At 61.7% G+C, this 16082-nt stretch carries 12 protein-coding genes; 3 read left to right on the forward strand and 9 right to left on the reverse strand.

All coding sequences use genetic code 11. From position 1 onward, the window contains the following. Positions 1 to 15 precede the first annotated feature (15 nt). Both I7X13_RS06920 and I7X13_RS06925 read right to left on the reverse strand, forming a co-directional pair. Positions 16 to 3120 (reverse strand): efflux RND transporter permease subunit, encoded by a 3105-nt coding sequence (locus tag I7X13_RS06920; RefSeq protein ID WP_198074898.1) that lies wholly within the window; start codon positions 3118 to 3120, stop codon positions 16 to 18. A gap of 117 nt (positions 3121 to 3237) precedes the next feature. Then, positions 3238 to 4443, reverse strand: a complete 1206-nt coding sequence (locus tag I7X13_RS06925) for an efflux RND transporter periplasmic adaptor subunit (protein ID WP_198074899.1) — start codon at positions 4441 to 4443, stop codon at positions 3238 to 3240. 199 nt (positions 4444 to 4642) lie between these two features. Between I7X13_RS06925 and I7X13_RS06930 the strand changes: the two genes are divergently transcribed. Further along, a complete protein-coding gene (locus I7X13_RS06930; protein ID WP_198074900.1) occupies positions 4643 to 4999 on the forward strand; it encodes an MGMT family protein in 357 nt (118 codons plus the stop codon). Between the two features lie 5 nt (positions 5000 to 5004). Here the strand turns inward: I7X13_RS06930 and I7X13_RS06935 are convergent, their stop codons facing one another. Next, a complete protein-coding gene (locus tag I7X13_RS06935; RefSeq protein ID WP_198074901.1) occupies positions 5005 to 6441 on the reverse strand; it encodes a hypothetical protein in 1437 nt (478 codons plus the stop codon). A 228-nt stretch (positions 6442 to 6669) separates the two neighbouring features. On the opposite strand from I7X13_RS06935, the gene I7X13_RS06940 reads away from it, so the two are divergent. Next, positions 6670 to 9390, forward strand: a complete 2721-nt coding sequence (locus tag I7X13_RS06940; RefSeq protein ID WP_198066778.1) for a TonB-dependent receptor — start codon at positions 6670 to 6672, stop codon at positions 9388 to 9390. Between the two features lie 90 nt (positions 9391 to 9480). Here the strand turns inward: I7X13_RS06940 and I7X13_RS06945 are convergent, their stop codons facing one another. From I7X13_RS06945 to xseA, 6 genes are all read right to left on the reverse strand, one after another. Then, positions 9481 to 9891, reverse strand: a complete 411-nt coding sequence (locus I7X13_RS06945) for a response regulator (protein WP_198066777.1) — start codon at positions 9889 to 9891, stop codon at positions 9481 to 9483. Continuing rightward, positions 9888 to 10670, reverse strand: a complete 783-nt coding sequence (locus I7X13_RS06950; protein WP_198074902.1) for a sensor histidine kinase — start codon at positions 10668 to 10670, stop codon at positions 9888 to 9890. The genes I7X13_RS06945 and I7X13_RS06950 overlap by 4 nt, the downstream gene beginning before the upstream one ends. A gap of 202 nt (positions 10671 to 10872) precedes the next feature. Then, positions 10873 to 11577 (reverse strand): hypothetical protein, encoded by a 705-nt coding sequence (locus I7X13_RS06955; protein ID WP_198074903.1) that lies wholly within the window; start codon positions 11575 to 11577, stop codon positions 10873 to 10875. 35 nt (positions 11578 to 11612) lie between these two features. Beyond that, on the reverse strand, positions 11613 to 12074 hold the full coding sequence (locus I7X13_RS06960; protein WP_198074904.1) for a hypothetical protein: 462 nt from the start codon (positions 12072 to 12074) through the stop codon (positions 11613 to 11615). Beyond that, entirely contained in the window at positions 12031 to 12318 is a 288-nt protein-coding gene (xseB, locus tag I7X13_RS06965) for an exodeoxyribonuclease VII small subunit (protein ID WP_198066773.1), read from the reverse strand. Before xseB ends, I7X13_RS06960 begins: the two co-directional genes overlap by 44 nt. Before the next feature lie 44 nt (positions 12319 to 12362). Next, positions 12363 to 13736, reverse strand: coding sequence for an exodeoxyribonuclease VII large subunit (xseA, locus tag I7X13_RS06970; RefSeq protein ID WP_198074905.1), 1374 nt, complete (start codon positions 13734 to 13736; stop codon positions 12363 to 12365). 174 nt (positions 13737 to 13910) lie between these two features. Between xseA and I7X13_RS06975 the strand changes: the two genes are divergently transcribed. Further along, positions 13911 to 15983 (forward strand): M13 family metallopeptidase, encoded by a 2073-nt coding sequence (locus tag I7X13_RS06975; RefSeq protein ID WP_198074906.1) that lies wholly within the window; start codon positions 13911 to 13913, stop codon positions 15981 to 15983. Positions 15984 to 16082: the final 99 nt, after the last annotated feature.

The raw sequence follows: 16082 nt of genomic DNA on the forward strand, positions 1-16082 counted from the left end.
TGGTAAGGAGGGGAGTTAAGCTACCACCGCTGCTGGCTCAGCTTCGGCCGCTTTCGGCTTATGTTTCTTGGCCGTGGCGAAATACGAGTACATCACCGGCACCACAAACAGCGTGAGGCCGGTGGCAAACAACAGCCCGCCCACCACGCCAATGCCCATGGCCCGGCGGCCCAGCGCGCCCGCCCCTTGCGCCATGGCAATGGGCAGAATGCCGAGCACGGCGCATAGGCTAGTCATCAGAATGGGCCGGAAGCGAGCAGCTGAGCCCTCAATCAGACCAGTCATATAATCGGCGCCTTTCTCCACGCTCTGGTTGGCAAATTCCACGATAAGAATGCCGTTTTTCGTCACCAGGCCCACCAGCATAATGATGCCGATTTGTGAGAACAAATTCATCGTCTGGTTGAAATACCAGAGGCTGAACAAAGCACCCGACAAGGCCAGCGGCACCGTCACCATGATGATGCCGGGGTCGCGGAAGCTCTCGAACTGCGCGGCCAGAATCAGGTAAATCAGCACCAGCGCCAGCCCGAAGGCAAACAGCACCGACGACGAGCTTTCGGCAAAGTCGCGCGACTGGCCCGAGAGCGAAGTGGAGAAGCTGTCGTCCAGTTGCTTATCGGCGATGGCCTGCATGGCGGCAATGCCTTCGCCCAGCGTCTTGCCCTTGGCCAGCGAGGCCGAGAACGTAGCCGCGTTGTAACGGTTGAAGCGGTAGAGCTGGGGCGGCGTACTCTTTTCTTCGAGCCGAATCACGTTGTCGAGCTGCACGAGCTTGCCGGTGCGGCTTTTCACGTTCAGCGTCCGCACGTCGAGGGGCTGGTTGCGGTCTTCGCGGGCCACCTGGCCGATAATCTGGTACTGCTTGCCGTTGCGGATGAAGTAGCCGTAGCGCTGCCCGCTGAGGCCCGCCTGCAAGGTCTGGCTGATGTCCTGCACGCTCACGCCCAGGCTCTGGGCTTTCTCGCGGTCAATCACCACGCGCAGCTCGGGCTTGTTGAACTTCAGGTTCACGTCCACAAAGCTGAAGGTTTTGTCGGCCAGCGCCGCTTCCAGAAACTTCGGTACGGCGGCCGTGAGCTTCTCAAAATCCTGGGTTTGCACCACAAACTGCACCGGGAGGCCACCGCCTTTGCCGCCCCCGCCGGAGCTAATGCTTTGGTCCTGCGCCACCGACACGCGGGCGCCCGTGTATTTCTTCACGCTGGCGGTGAGAATATCGGCCAGCTGCTGCTGCGAGTGCGGCCGGTCGGTAGGGTCTTTCAGCAGCACGCGGGCAATGGCCGAGTTGGCCGCGCCTCCGCTGCTGCCGCCGCCGGGCGAGGTCACCGTCAGGATGTTGTCGGCGTCCTCTCGCGAGCTGTCCTGCAGCACCTTGGTCAGCTGGTTAATGTAGTCGTCCATGTACTCGAACGACGCGCCTTCCGGAGCAGTGGCATTGATGCTGAGACGGTTGCGGTCTTCCACCGGAGCCAGCTCGGTGGGCAGGGTTTTCATGAAAAACCAGATGCCCACGCCCGTCAGGGCTACCAGCCCCCAGGCCAGCCAGCGCCGGTCGAGGAAGGTGATGAGGGCGTTGCGGTAGCCGTTGGTGAGGGCCTGGAAGAAGGGCTCGGTCTTGCGGTACAGCCAGTTGTGGCCGCCTTCGCGCTTCAGCAGCTTCGAGCACATCATGGGCGTGAGCGTGAGCGACACGAAGGCCGAAATCAGCACCGAACCCGCCAGCACAATCCCGAACTCGCGGAACAGCTTGCCCGTGATACCCGCCAGAAATACTACCGGCAGAAATACCGCCGCCAGCACAATCGTAGTCGAAATAACGGCCATCAGAATTTCCTCCGAGCCGTTTTTGGCCGCTTCGAGCGGGCTTTCTCCTTCCTCAATTCGGCTGTAAATATTCTCCAGCACCACAATGGCATCGTCCACCACCAAGCTGATAGCCAGTACGATGGCCAGCAAGGTCAGCACATTGATGGTGAAGCCCATCAGGTCCATAACGAAGAAAATGCCAATCAGCGACACCGGGATGGCCACTACCGGAATGATGGTGGAGCGCCAGTCGCGCAGGAACAGGAAAATCACGACCACCACCAGCACAAACGCCTCAATAATCGTGTCCTCCACCTCCGCAATCGAGGCTCGAATAAACACCGAGTTGTCAAAACCAGTGCTCACCTTAAGGTCTTTAGGCAAGTCGTTCTGGTATTGCTTCATCCGCTTGTTAAACTCGTCGGTGATGGCAATCTGGTTCACGCCGGGCTGCGGAATGGCCATCACAGCCACCATCGGAATGCCATTGCGGCGCAGGATGGTCTGGTCGTTTTCGGGGTACAGCTCGGCGTAGCCCACATCCGTCAGGCGCACCAGCGAAGTGGGGTCGTTGCGGATAATCAGGTTGTTAAAGTCGTCTACCGAGGCCAGGCGGCCCATGGTGCGCAGCGAGAGCTGGGTGCTCTGGCCCTGAACCGCGCCGCTGGGCAGCTCCACGTTTTCGCGGGCCAGGGCCTGTTGCACATCCACGGGCGAGATACCGAGGGCGGCCATTTTCACGGGGTCGAGCCAGAGGCGCATCGAGTACTTGCGCTCGCCCCACACCCGGATTTCGCTCACGCCGGGAATGGTTTGCAGGCGCTCCTTGAGCACGTTGTTGGCGTAGTCGGTCAGTTCCAGCAGGGTGCGGGAGGAGGAGCTTAAGTAGCTCAGGATGATGGGGGAAGAGTCAGCGTTGGCCTTGCTCACGGTGGGCGGGTCCACGTCGCGCGGCAGGCGGCCCTGGGCGCTCGATACCTTGTCGCGCACGTCGTTGGCAGCGGCTTCCAGGTCTACACCGAGGTCAAACTCAACCGTAATGGTAGATGCTCCGTCGCGGCTGGTGCTCGACAGGTTGCGAATGCCTGCGATGCCGTTAATGCCTTCTTCCAGCGGCTCGGTTATCTGGCTCTGAATCACGTCGGCCGAGGCCCCGGTGTAGCTGGTCTGCACCGTGATGATAGGCGGGTCGACGCTCGGGTACTCGCGGATGGCGAGCGAGCGAAAGCCGATGGCACCAAAAATCACGATGAGCAGGCTCATCACGATGGCAAGCACCGGCCGGTTGATGCTGACGGAGGAAAGACTCATATGATGGGACTGTAGGAACGCGCCATGGCGCGTTCAATCGTTGTTATCGCGCTCAATCGTTTTTATTTAATCATCCGGCCGGAACCGTTCACGCGCTGAACGCGCCGTGGCGCGTTCCTACTGGATGGCCACCTTGTCGCCCGCCTTCACCTGCAAAATGCCGGTGCGAATAATGGTATCGCCCACGGCCAAGCCTTTGGTAATCTGAATCAGCTTGTCCGAACGCACGCCAATGTTCACCGGCTGAATGACAGCCTTGCCGTTCTTCACCGTAAACACGGTGTAGCCACTGGCCACCGGCACCACAGCTTCGGTCGGAATCTGTAGAGCCTCGGCGGTTTCGCCCAGCTCCAGGTTCACTTTCACAAAGCCGCCGGGGCGCAGCTCCATATTCTTATTAGCGTAAACGGCCCGCACCGGCAGCGTGCGCGACACCGGGTCAATCTGCGGGTTGATGGCGTACACCTTAGCTTCGATTTTCTTGGTCGTGGCCTCATCGGTCACCAGCACCGGGTCGCCCACCCGCACCGATTGCGCGAAGCGGCTCGGTACGTTGAAATCCACCTTCACCGGCTGCACCCGCGAGAGCGTGGTGATGGCCGTGCCCGGCGACACATACGCGCCCACCGAGGTGTTGCGCAGGCCCAGAATGCCGTCGAACGGTGCCCGCACGTAGGCTTTCGAGAGCGTCACGCGCAGGGCGGCCAGGTCGGCCTGGGCCGTGAGCAGGGCGTTGTTGCTCTGCTCGTATTCCTGGCGGCTGATGTACTCTTTGGCCAGCAGCGTGCGCTGGCGCTTCTCTTGGTCCTGATAGAGCTTGATATTGTACTCCTGCTTCTGCAACTGGGCCTGCACATCGGCCGCGTTGATGGTGAACAGCAACTGGCCCTTGCGGACCGGCTTGCCTTCCTGAATGTTGAGGCTGGTAATCTTGCCCGAAATCTCACTCTGAATGGTCACCGCCTCGTCGGCGATGATGGAGCCGGTGGCCGCCACCTGGTCGGAGAGGCGCGTGGCGGCTACTACGTATACCTGCACCGGTACTTTGGCGCCGGGGCCGCCCGCACCGCCCTTGCCGCCTCCTTTGGCGCCGGCTGCGCCGCCTTTGCCACCCTTCTCACCGGCCGTGGGGCTGGGGAAGTACTTCACCTTGGCCCAGGCCATGCCGCCGATGATGAGGGCGGCTATCAACCAGCCCAACCAGCCGCGCTTGCCCGAGGGGGCGGGGCGGGGCGCAGGCTCAGGGGCCGGGGCCTGCGGGGGCGTGGTGGTAGTGGTATCCCAGGTTTTGGGCGGAGCAGCGGTGTTGGTTTCCAATGGCATAGTTAGCAAGAACGTGCGGCGAGGGGTAGATGTTCGGGGACGGTCAACGACCTGAAATCGACCCGTTAGGCGTCCACTTAGCGGGTGTGCCCCGGCCACCCCGAAAGGACATAGTGCAAATTTCGGCCGAAAGGTTGCTTGCTTGCATCGGAAATAGACGTAAGCTGGCATCACCCTGACCGAAACTATCTTCGTCCCGATGAAGCCAACCGCCCCCGTCGCGCCCGAGCCGCGCAATTTTTTCCAGGACGTGCACGAAGTGGTGCGCCTCATTCCGGCCGGCCGCGTGAGCACCTACGGCACCATTGCCCACTACCTCGGCGCACGACACGGGGCCCGCACCGTGGGCTACGCCATGATGGCCGCCCACACCGCCGACCAGTACGTGCCTGCCCACCGCGTGGTCAATCGGCTGGGTCACCTCACCGGGCGCATGCACTTTGCCACGCCCACCGCCATGCAGGAAGCGCTGGAAGCCGAAGGCGTGCGTGTGGTAGAAGACCGGGTGGCTGACTTCGATAAGCTGCTTTGGGACCCGGCTGTAGAGCTGGCGTAGTGCCGCTACCGTCGCAGTTTTTCCAGCGCATCTACTTCGGCCTCGCCTTGGCGCGTGGGCATGGCCTGCCAGGGAGTGAGCGCCGTGCCCGATGGGACCAGCTTAAGGTAGTTGGCGCTGGCCGTATTGGGTACAAAATAAAAGGCCGGGCCGCTGGCAGTGCCTGCGCTCAGGCGCACGGCATGCGCAAAGTGCGGCGAAAAAAGCTCCAGGTACTGGCCGGGCCGCAGCTGGCCCGCCTCGCGGTCATTCATGAAAATCCGCAATGCTTCCGGGCTACCGCCCAAAGGCCGGTACACGTACATAAACGCCGTGTCGGCCCGCTGGGCTTGGCCGGGCAGCGGATAGGGAATGGGGGCGCCCGAGTGCATATCAAGCGCAAAAACCATGGGCAGGCCGCTGGTGTCTTCGGTGCCGTTGGACGGCAAAGCGCCGCCGGTGGCCGGCGTGCGTGTGCCCATGCCGTTGGCGCGCGGCACGTTGTAGCCCAGGGCGCGCTGGCTGGCTGCCGCCATATCCCGTGGCGCCGGGCCCACGAAGGTGAAAAAGCTCCCTTGCCGGTGCAGCGGGCGGTAATGGTTGCGGTAGCGCACGTAGAGCTGCTGCCCATCCGAAAACCCCCAAACCTTGGGCAAGGCCGTGTGGCCCCCGTTGAGGTTGCGCACACTGGGCCGAATCAACACGGTGCCCTCCCAGCCGGCCGTGTGGGCCCGCACCGTATCGAAAGCCAGCGGAATGGCCTCGGGTTGGTTGGCCAGAAACTGCTCGAAGGTGTTGTAGGGGCCGGCCTTTGGCGTGGCCGTTCGCAGAATAGCGGGCTTGGTGGTGGCCGTCGGCTGCTCGGTGGGCAGCTGCGCCAGGGGGCGGGGCGGGCGTTGCGCAGCCTGTGCCCAGTCGGCATCGGCTAGCTGCGCCAGGCACTGTTGCAACAGTAGCGCAACGTGGGGCGCGTGGAGGGCCGTGGTTTCGAGCGCCCGCTCATCAATATGGCTGGCCACGGTGCGCACAAAATGGTAGCCATCGGGCAGGTGGATGTACACGTCGGCCGATAAATCAGCCGTGGCCGTTTCAGAGAAGGCACGCATGATTTCATTCACCACCAGCTGCCGCACGCACAGCACTACGCTGTGGTCGCCAGGCCGGCGGAGGAATTGGCGCTGCAGATAAGCAGTTAGCTCCGGCTCTATCCCTTTTTGGAAAACCACGGCTTGTGGCTGGGTTTGCAGGCCCCGATACACCGTGCCGATGGCCGGCCGGCCCGGGCGCCCATCCACCACCTGCTCCACATACACAGCACGCTCAGGCAGGGCCAGCGTCTGCTTGCTGAGGTCGAGATAATAAACCTGGGCCAGCGCTGGTTGGCTGCAAAGGGAAAATAGCAGCAGGCACAGCCCTTGGTAAAACCAAGCGGGCCGGCCAGGGAATAGAAGTGAAAAGAACATGCGGAAAGGAAGGATAACGGGGAGGAGGCAGCAGAATACAAACCTAGGGCTCCCGGCTAGTAATCCGAAAGCAATTGCTCCGCGGGGCGGTGGCGGCCCCAACCGGATTCGGGGCAGGGGCGTGCTTTTTCTTCTTCACCAAACCTTTACAGGCGGCACACTACTGCCGACCCCGGCTAATCAGTATATTTGTTGTCCCGGAATGTGCCGGGGAGTATTTAAATAAGTATGAAGCACTTCGTTACTGCTTTTTTAGTCATTCTGTTTACCCTGCCCGCGCTTGCCCAAACCACGTTTTCCATTCGTGGGCGCGTGCTCGATAAGGTGACCGGCGAAACCCTGCCCGGCGCTACCGTGCAGGTAACCGGCAACGGCAAAAACACCGGCGCCGGGGCCGATGCCGACGGCAGCTACAAAGTGAGCAACCTGCCCGCCGGCACCTACACGGTGCAGGCCAGCTTCATTGGCTACAAGCCGAATACCCAAACGGTCAAAATATCGACCCAAAGCGTGGTGGCTTCCTTTACCCTGGCCTCCGACAACGCCAGCCTCGACGAGGTGCAGGTTGTGGCCAGCCAGGCCCAGGAGCGCGAAACGCCCGTGGCCTTCGCGGCCGTGAACGAGGTGAAGCTGCGCGAAACCCTCTCCAACCGCGACCTGCCGATGATTCTCAACGAGACGCCCGGCGTGTACGCCACCCAGGGCGCGGGCGGCGGCACCGGCGACTCCCGCATCAACGTGCGCGGCTTCGACCAACGCAACGTGGCCGTGCTCATCAACGGCGTGCCCGTGAACGACATGGAGAACGGCCAGGTGTACTGGTCGAACTGGGACCTGGGCGACGTGACGAAGTCGCTGCAGGTGCAGCGTGGCCTCTCCGCTGCCAAAATTACCGTCCCTTCGGTGGGCGGTACCATCAACGTGCTCACCAAAGGTTTCGACGACAAACGGTCGATAGTGGCCCGCGCCGAAACCGGCTCAAACAACTACCAGAAATACTCCCTCATGCTCAGCAGCGGCCAGCTTAAGGGCGACTGGGCCGTGACGGCCTACGGCGCGCGCCGCACCCAGGACGGCTGGGTTGACAAGACGTTCGACGATGCCTGGACCTTTTTCGGTACCGTGAGCAAACGCATTGGCAAGCATACTCTTTCGCTCACAGGCATGGGCTCGCCCCAGAGCCACGGCCAGCGCATTCCGTTTGGCGAACGCATTGGGGTGTATTCCAACGAGAAAGCGCTGGAACTGGGTGCTACGCCCCAGCCTGGCGGCGACAAGGGCTTCAGGTACAACAAGGGCTGGGGCTACCTCGACCGCTACACGCTGGATGGCAACGGCAACCGCATCAGCCACGGCCAGGAGGTGGTGAACGAGCGGGTAAACTATTTCTTTAAGCCCCAGGTCAACCTCAACCACTTCTGGAACGTGACCGACCGGCTGTTCGTCTCCACGGTATTGTACGCTTCCAAAGGCACGGGCGGCGGCTCGCAGGCGGCCGGCAGCACATTCCCGACGGATGCATCCGGGCAGGATAATATCCAGAAGGTGTACGACGATAACTACAAGAACGTGCGGCCCGATGGCCAGCGCCAGTCCACTCAGTTCATCACAAACCTCGTCAACTCGCACCGCTGGTACGGCTTGGTTTCTGGGTTCGATTACCTGCTAAAGCCCTCCCTCACCTTGTCGGCCGGCGTAGATGCCCGCTATTACTACGGCATTCATTACAACGAAATCCGCGACCTGCTGGGCGGCGATTACGCGGAAGGCACTGGCAACCTCAACGCGGCGGCCAAGCCGCGCCTGAAAGTGGGCGACAAGTACAGTTATTACAACGACAGCAAAACCGGGTGGCTGGGCGGCTACGGCCAGCTCGAATACAAAACACCGCTGCTCTCGGCCGTGGTCAGCGGCACGGTTTCGCGCATCAGCTACGCCCGCATCGACTACTTCCGGTCCAAACAGGTGACCGTGGATGGCAAGAACTACGACGTAATTTACGGCGCAACTCCTCTGGTAATAAACGGCCAGAGCTACACCAATGCCGACGGGCACTACCTCGAAAACGATTGGGTGAACATCACTGGCTACAGCGTGAAAGCCGGAGCTAACTACAACCTGACCGAGCACGACAACCTGTTTGCCAATATTGGCTACAATAGCAAGGTGCCGTTCTATCAGTTTGTGTTCAATAACAGCGGCCAGAAGTTTAAAGACATCCGCAACGAAGGAATTAGCTCGTTTGAATTGGGCTACGGCATCAGCTACCCTAGCCTGAAGGTGAGCCTGAACGCTTACTACACCTACTGGGCCAACAAGAGCAGCAACTCTACCACCGCCAACCCGGCCGGCGGCACCATCTACAACAACGTGCGCAACGTGGACGCCCGCCACATGGGCATCGAGATGAGCGTGGCCCAGGAAATCAGCCGCCGGCTGCAACTCAACGCCGCCATCAGCCTCGGCGACTGGCGCTGGGCCGGCAATGGCGTGCTGAACCAGACCGACGACAACAACCAGTTGGTGGGCACCCCCGATACCCCCATCTATCTCAAGGGCGTACACGTGGGCGATGCCGCTCAGAACCAGTTCCAGATAGGGCTGCGCTACGAGCCGGTGAACAATTTCTACATCCGGCCCTCGTTCCTGCTCTTTACTAAGTACTACGCTGGCTTCAACCCGGTGAATCTCCTCAATGAAGCCAGCCGCACCGATACCTACCGCGTGCCTACTTCGCGCAACCTCGACGTGCACTTGGGCTACGACCTGCCCAAGCGCCTGTTCGGCGACAAGATTCGCCTGGGCCTCAAAGGCTCCGTGCTCAATGTGCTCAATGAGTTCTACATCACGGACGTACCCGCCAGCACATCGGCTACCGACCCGTCGCTGCTGCAAGGCTTCTTCAACCGCGGCCGGACTTTCACCGTGGGCCTCTCGGCCACGCTGTAATCCTTACAAAGCACTATTAACGCAACAAAAAACGCGCTTCCTGCATTGCAGGAGGCGCGTTTTTTGTTGGCGATGGCGCGCGGCCTGGGCCTACTTGCCAGCAGCAGCGGCGGCCAGTACGGCGCTGCGCATTTCCTCGGGCGAGGTGTTTTTGACCAGGTAGCTGTGCGCGCCCTCGGCCAGCACGGTGCTCACCAGCGAGGGGTCGTCGTGCATGGAGATGATGACCACGCGCACCCCCGGGAACTGGGTGCGCAGCAAGCGGGTGGTTTGCAGGCCGTCGAGAATGGGCATTTGCATGTCCATCAGAATCACGTTGGGGTTGCTGCCCTGGTCCAGAAGTTCGAGTAGTTCCTGGCCATTGCCGGCCTCGCATACTACTTCAATGCCCGCGTAGCCGCTGAGCAAGGCCCGCAAGCCTTTTCGGAAAAGAATGTGGTCGTCGACAATGGCCAGGCGCACGGGCACGGACCCGGCTGCGGAAGCAGAAATGGCGGTCATGAGTTAAGAGAAAAAGAAGGATTTGGCGTGCCTGCCGGCAACAGTGTGACGGGCAGTACAGCCTCGACGCGGGTGCCCACGCCAGGCTCAGAATGATAATGCAGCTGGCCGCCCAGCACCGCCACCCGGCTGCGCAGGTTGATGAGGCCCATGCCCACGGGCTGGCCGTGGGGGCCGGGGGGCGGCAGCTCTTCTAGGGCCGCGAGGTCGAAACCCTGGCCGTCGTCGGAATAAGTGAGGGTAAGCAGGCCGGGCACCGTCGCTACGTGCACCACAATGTGGGCCGCCTCGGCGTGCAGCAGGCCGTTGGTGAGCAGCTCCTGGGCAATGCGGTACACCATCAGCTCGTGCGGCGGAATGAGCCGGCCCAGCGGGCCTTCCTGCTCTAGGCGTACTTCGGGGCCATTGTCGGTGGGCACGGCCTGCACCAGCGCCCGCAGCGCTTGGGCCAGGCCCAGCTGCTGCAGCGTGGCCGGCTGGAGGTTGCGCGAAATGCGGCGCACTTCGGCCACGGCCTGGTCAATAAGCGCGCTGGCCTCGGGCGAGGGTTGGCTGCCGGGGGCGTACAGGTGCAGCTTGGCCAGGGCCAGAATGGTGCCCACTCCGTCGTGCAGCTCAGCGGCAATGCGCTGGCGCTCGTCTTCCTGGGCCACCAGGGCGGCGGCTAGCGCCTGCTGCTGTGCCGCCTCCTGCACCTGGGCCAGCTCCTGCTGCTGCCGCAGCTGGCCCCGTTGGTACCGTACCACAAACCACACCAGCCCAAGCACCAGCAAGAGCAAAGTAGGAGTGAGGAGTAACAACGGTAAAAGATTTGTCACGTGAAGGCACCCGGCAGAGAGGGTGCGCAAATGAAGAAGAAAGAATATCCTTGGTTACATGTCCAAGGGCAGCGGGCGGGTAGCGTAGGGCAGACGGTTTAGGTTACGGTAAAAGTTGAGACAGGCAATTACAAGGCATCGCCAGCCTTTGGGAAGGACTATTCTAGGAAGCAACCAGCCGGCTCTCGACGTTGGGAGCTACTAACCGGGGCGGCACTCCGGGTGTGGCCCGCAGAAAAGCCAGCGTAAGAAAATAGTTGAATACTAAGGAAGCAAGCGAAAAAGAGAGGGCTGAAAACGTGTTAAAGATTGACCCCTTAAAAAGCGTTACTATTTCAATGCTAAAAGTCGAAACGGTAGCGGCCGAATAAATGAGCTGGCCCACGCTCAAAAGCCAGATGGGGTCGCCGTTGAACCTGCGGTTGTCGGTGCGATTTAACCCTTGCTCCAGATACGCCAGCGCAAACCCGGCCAGTAGTGCACATTGCACCACCCGGCTCACCGTCACGGCGCGCGGCAGGCCCAGGACAAAGGATGCCGCCACAATGCCAAGCCCCGCCAGCGTGGCGATGGCCAGCAGCCGCCGCGTGCGGAGGGCCGTAAGTACCAACCGGTACACCGCCACCAGCAGCAGCACCTTGGCGACGTTGAACCCGATTAAAAAGAGCAGGTTGTTGTGCAGATAAATGGCCGATAGGCGGGCGCTGAGTGCGAAAAAAGCGGATATGTACACATACAGGCTCAGCACCTTAACCGGGGGCGAAAAATTGCGCCGCCGTGCCCATACCACCACCATCGGTACCAGAATGCTGAACTGCATCACCGTCACCAGCTCAAACACCAATGCGTCAAACTGTTCAAAACTCATGATATGCTGCGGCCGGTGAAATAAAAAGAGCAGAACTAGCTGTTGAGGATGTTGGGTTGGCTGCAACGGTCAGGGCAGCCGCAGGCTTCATCGGCCACGATGCGGTTTTCGCCCAGTTGGTCGTTTTCGTCGCTATCGGCTCCTACCGCAATCAGTTGCGGTACGCCGCCGTCCGTGCCGTAATAAAAACGAATGCCCTGGCAGCCTTCTTGGTTGAGAATGTCCGTCAGAATGTCGCGGCCAAAAAAATGCGCGATGATTTCTCCCGGGTGCTTTTCGCGAAAGCTCTTGGTCCATTCACTGGCTTTGTTGGGGTCAATCGCACGGCTTTCGCTTCCATTAAAGGGCATACAGTATGGCTTTAAAAAAAATTGAAAAAAAAGAAGTTTGTATTGGATGGAGGTGCCAAATATAGCGGTGTGTCCGAATAATGGTATCCCCGTCCAAAAATATTTACCAGCCCCGCCCGGGCCCGCCGGGTAGGTGGTCGTGTTCATCCTCGTCGTCGCTTTCGTCCTCGTCGTCCTCTTGGTCGGCATAGTCTTCGGCTTCTTCCTCTTCGTCCAGGGTGTCAAACACGCGGTCGAGCGAGGCTTCGGCGTGGCGCAACTTGTGGCGACACAGACGGATAAGCTCCGCTGAGCGCTCTACGCGCGTGGTGAGGTCGTCCACGTCCACGGCGTCGGTTTCCAGAGCGCGGAGGATGGTTTCAAGCTCCTCAATGGCTTCGCGGTAAGTCATTTTTTACAGTGAATAATTAATAGTTGTCAGTGAGCAATCTGGAGTCACTTGCCGGGTGTTGGGCCCTGTCGGATAACGGCTAACTGTTCGCTGTTAACTGATAACTGACAAAGGCGCAGCTCGGCACGGTGCAGCTGGCGCTCTAGGGCCAGCTGCAGCTGGTAGCGCTGGCGCAGCAGGGCCTCGCGCCGCCGCTGGTGGTGCCGCCCGAAGCGTCGCAGCAGCACCCGGCCCCGCTGGCGCAGGCCACGCTGCTCGCGGGCCAGGGTGCGGCGGGCAGCGCGGGGCAGCTGGTGCCGAAAGCGCGCGAGGCCCACGGCCAGCTGCCGAAGCTGCTCGCGCGGGGCCTGAGTGGCCTGGTGGGCGCGGGCGCGCAGGGCATCGCGGGCGGCATCGAGCTGGCGGTGGGCGGCGTAGCGGCTTTGGCCGCTGAGCTGGTCGAGGCGGGCGTGGCCCTGGCTGAGCTGGCGGCGGGCCAGGGCCACCACCTGCTCGCCCAGGCCCAGCACGGCCGCTTCGAGCCGGGCTAGGCGCTCGACCAGAAAGACGGCGACGGCGGTGGGCGTTTTCAGGGCGCGGTGGGCGGTGAGGTCGACCAGGGCTTCGTCGCGCTCATGCCCGATGCCCGTGAGCACCGGCAGCGGAAACGCGCCCACGGCCGCCGCCAGCCCGTATTCATCGAAGGCCAGCAAATCGGTGCGGCTGCCCCCGCCCCGGATAATCACCACGGCATCGAACCGACCGCGCCGGGCGCGGATGCCATCCAGCGCCGCCCGAATGCTGGCCGGCGAGTCGTCGCCCTGCATAATGGCTGGGAACAGTGTGAGGGCAAAGTCATAAGGCGCTTCCTGCAATTGCTGCACAAAGTCCTGAAAGCCGGCGGCAGTAGGAGAGGAAATAACGGCCAGCCGCTGCGGCGCCAGTGGCAACAAGAGTTGCTTCTGACGTTCCAGCAGGCCTCTTTCTTCCAGCTGGCGCAGGGTGCGCAGGCGGAGCAAAGCCAGCTCCCCCACAGTGTAGCTCGGGTCGATGGCCACCACGTCGAGGCTCAGGCCATACTGCTCGTGGAAGCGCACCTGCACCCGCAGCAGCAGCTTGAGGCCGGGGCGCAGCGGCTGGCCGGTGGCGCGCTCAAACGCGGGGGCCAGCTGCTGGAAGCGCTGGCTCCAGAGCGTGGCGCGGGCCTGCGCCTTCATGGGCATGCCGCGGCTGTCAGTGCCCTGCTCAGTGAGGGTGAGGTAGCAGTGCGCGCCGGCGAAGCGGGGCAGGGTGAGGTCGGACACTTCGGCCACCACCCAGTAGGAATCGGCCAGCTGCTGCTGCAGGGCCAGGCGCACGTAGCTCAGCAGCTCGGCCAGGCCCAGCGGGGCAGGGGCGGGCGTGGGCGCTAGTTCGGGACGGCGGTTGTAGAGCGGCATGGGCGCAAGTTACGGGCAGGGGAGGGTGCGACGCGACAATTGGCCGGGCTGCGTGCGGCCCGTGCTGATATTTCGCCACCCATGCCAATCTTTGCGGCCCGGGTGCAACTGCTCCTTTTGCCCCGCGTCTGTACCTTCACGGCTTCAACTCCCAACCCAACATTTTCCCACTTCATGTTTTCAACTTCTCTTGTGCGGCGGCTGAGCTTGGCCGCCCTCGGCCTGGGCAGCCTGGCTGCCACGGTAGCGGCCGGCCCGCCCACCAAAACCGGTCCCACGCCCCCGCAGAAAGGCGTCGGCATCAACATCGCCAACATCGACCCGTCGGTAAAGCCCTGCGAGGACTTCTTCCACTACGCGTCGGGCAACTGGCTCAAAAACAACCCGATTCCGGCCGCTGAGTCGCGCTGGGGTTCGTTCAACGAGCTGGCCAACAACAACAACGCCACCCTGCGCGCCATTCTGGAGCAGGCGGCCAAAAACGCCCCGAAAGCGGCCAAGGGCTCGAATGCTCAGAAGGTGGGCGACTTCTACGCCTCGGCCATGGACTCGGCCGCTATCGAAGCCGCAGGTCTGAAATACCTCAAGCCGCACCTCGACCGCATCATGGCCATCAACAGCCTGGCCGACGAGCAAAAATTCCTGGCCGACCCCAAAGCCCACGCGGGTAGCGTGTGGTTTGGCTCGGGTGTGGGGCAGGACGAAAAAATCAGCACCCAGTACGCCGTGTATCTCGGCCAGGGTGGCCTGTCGTTGCCCGACCGCGACTACTACCTGAAAGACGACGCCCGCTCGAAAGCCATTCGCGCCGCCTACCAGAACTACCAGGTCAACATCTTCAAAATGCTGGGCGACGACCAGGCCACGGCCGAGAAAAACGCCGCCGCCGTTACCCGCATCGAAACCCGCCTGGCCAAAGCCAGCAAGAGCCGCGTGGACCTGCGCGACCCCTACGCCAACTACAACAAGATGTCGGTGGCCGACGCCAACGCCGCCTACCCCAACTTGGCCCTGCCCATGCTGTTGAAGGACGGTGGCCTGGGTGCGGCCAAAGAAGTAATTGTGGGTCAGCCTGACTTCCTGAAAGAAGTGAGCGTGATGCTGAAGGACGAGCCCCTGGCCGACCAGAAGCAGTACCTGCGCTGGCACCTGGTGAGCAGCTCCACCGCCGCCCTGCCCAAGGCCTACGGCGATGAAGCTTTCAAATACCAGCAGGTGCTGAGCGGCGCCAAGAAGCAGCAGCCCCGCTGGAAGCGCATGCTAGGCTCGACGGACCGCGCCCTGGGCGAGGCGTTCGGCCAGCTCTACGTGGACAAGGCGTTTTCGCCCGCTGCCAAGGCCAAGGCCAAGCAGATGATTGAAAACCTGCGCGTGGCCTACGCCGAGCGTATTCAGGCCACCGACTGGATGAGCGCCGCCACCAAAAAGGAGGCCCTCGTCAAGCTCAACGCTTTTGTGGTAAAGATTGGCTACCCCGATAAGTGGAAGGACTACTCGAGCCTGAACATCAGCCGCGAAAGCTACCTCAACAACCTGTTTGCCGCTCAGGAGTGGGCCAACCGGGAAGAAATCAGCAAGTTTGGCAAGCCGATTGACCGCACCGAGTGGGGCATGACCCCACCCACGGTGAATGCCTACTACAACCCGCCGATGAACGAGATTGTATTCCCGGCCGGCATCCTGCAGCCCCCGTTCTTCGACGCCAAGGCTGACGACGCGGTGAACTACGGTGGCATCGGCGCTGTGATTGGCCACGAAATGACCCACGGCTTCGACGACCAGGGCCGCCAGTACGACTCCAAAGGCAACCTGCGCGACTGGTGGACCAAGGAAGACGCTGCCAAATTCAACGCCAAAGCCGACATCGTAGGCAAGCAGTTCGATGCTTTCTCGCCGCTGGACTCGGTGCACGTGAACGGCAAGCTGACGATGGGCGAGAACCTCGCCGACCTCGGCGGCCTCACCATTGCCTACCAGGCATTCGAGAAGACGGCGCAAGCCAAAGGCGGCCAGAAAATCGACGGTTTCACGCCCGAGCAGCGCTTCTTCCTCGCCTACGGCCAGATTTGGCGCACCAACACCCGCGACGAGTACATCCGCCAGCAGGTGCAGACCGACCCGCACTCGCCCGCCATGTACCGCACCAACGGCCCGCTGATGAACATGCCCGAGTTCTACAAAGCCTTTGGTTGCCAGGACGGCAACAAGATGATGCGCCCCACGGCCGAACGCTCCAAAATCTGGTAAGTCGGCTGATTTGAGCGAAAACCTTAGAACGTCATGCTGAGCTAAGTCGAAGCATCGCTACCGCAAGAGTAAAATTGTTTACTTGCGCAGTGGAGATGC

Source organism: Hymenobacter negativus (genome assembly GCF_016056375.1).
Taxonomy (GTDB): domain Bacteria; phylum Bacteroidota; class Bacteroidia; order Cytophagales; family Hymenobacteraceae; genus Hymenobacter; species Hymenobacter negativus_A.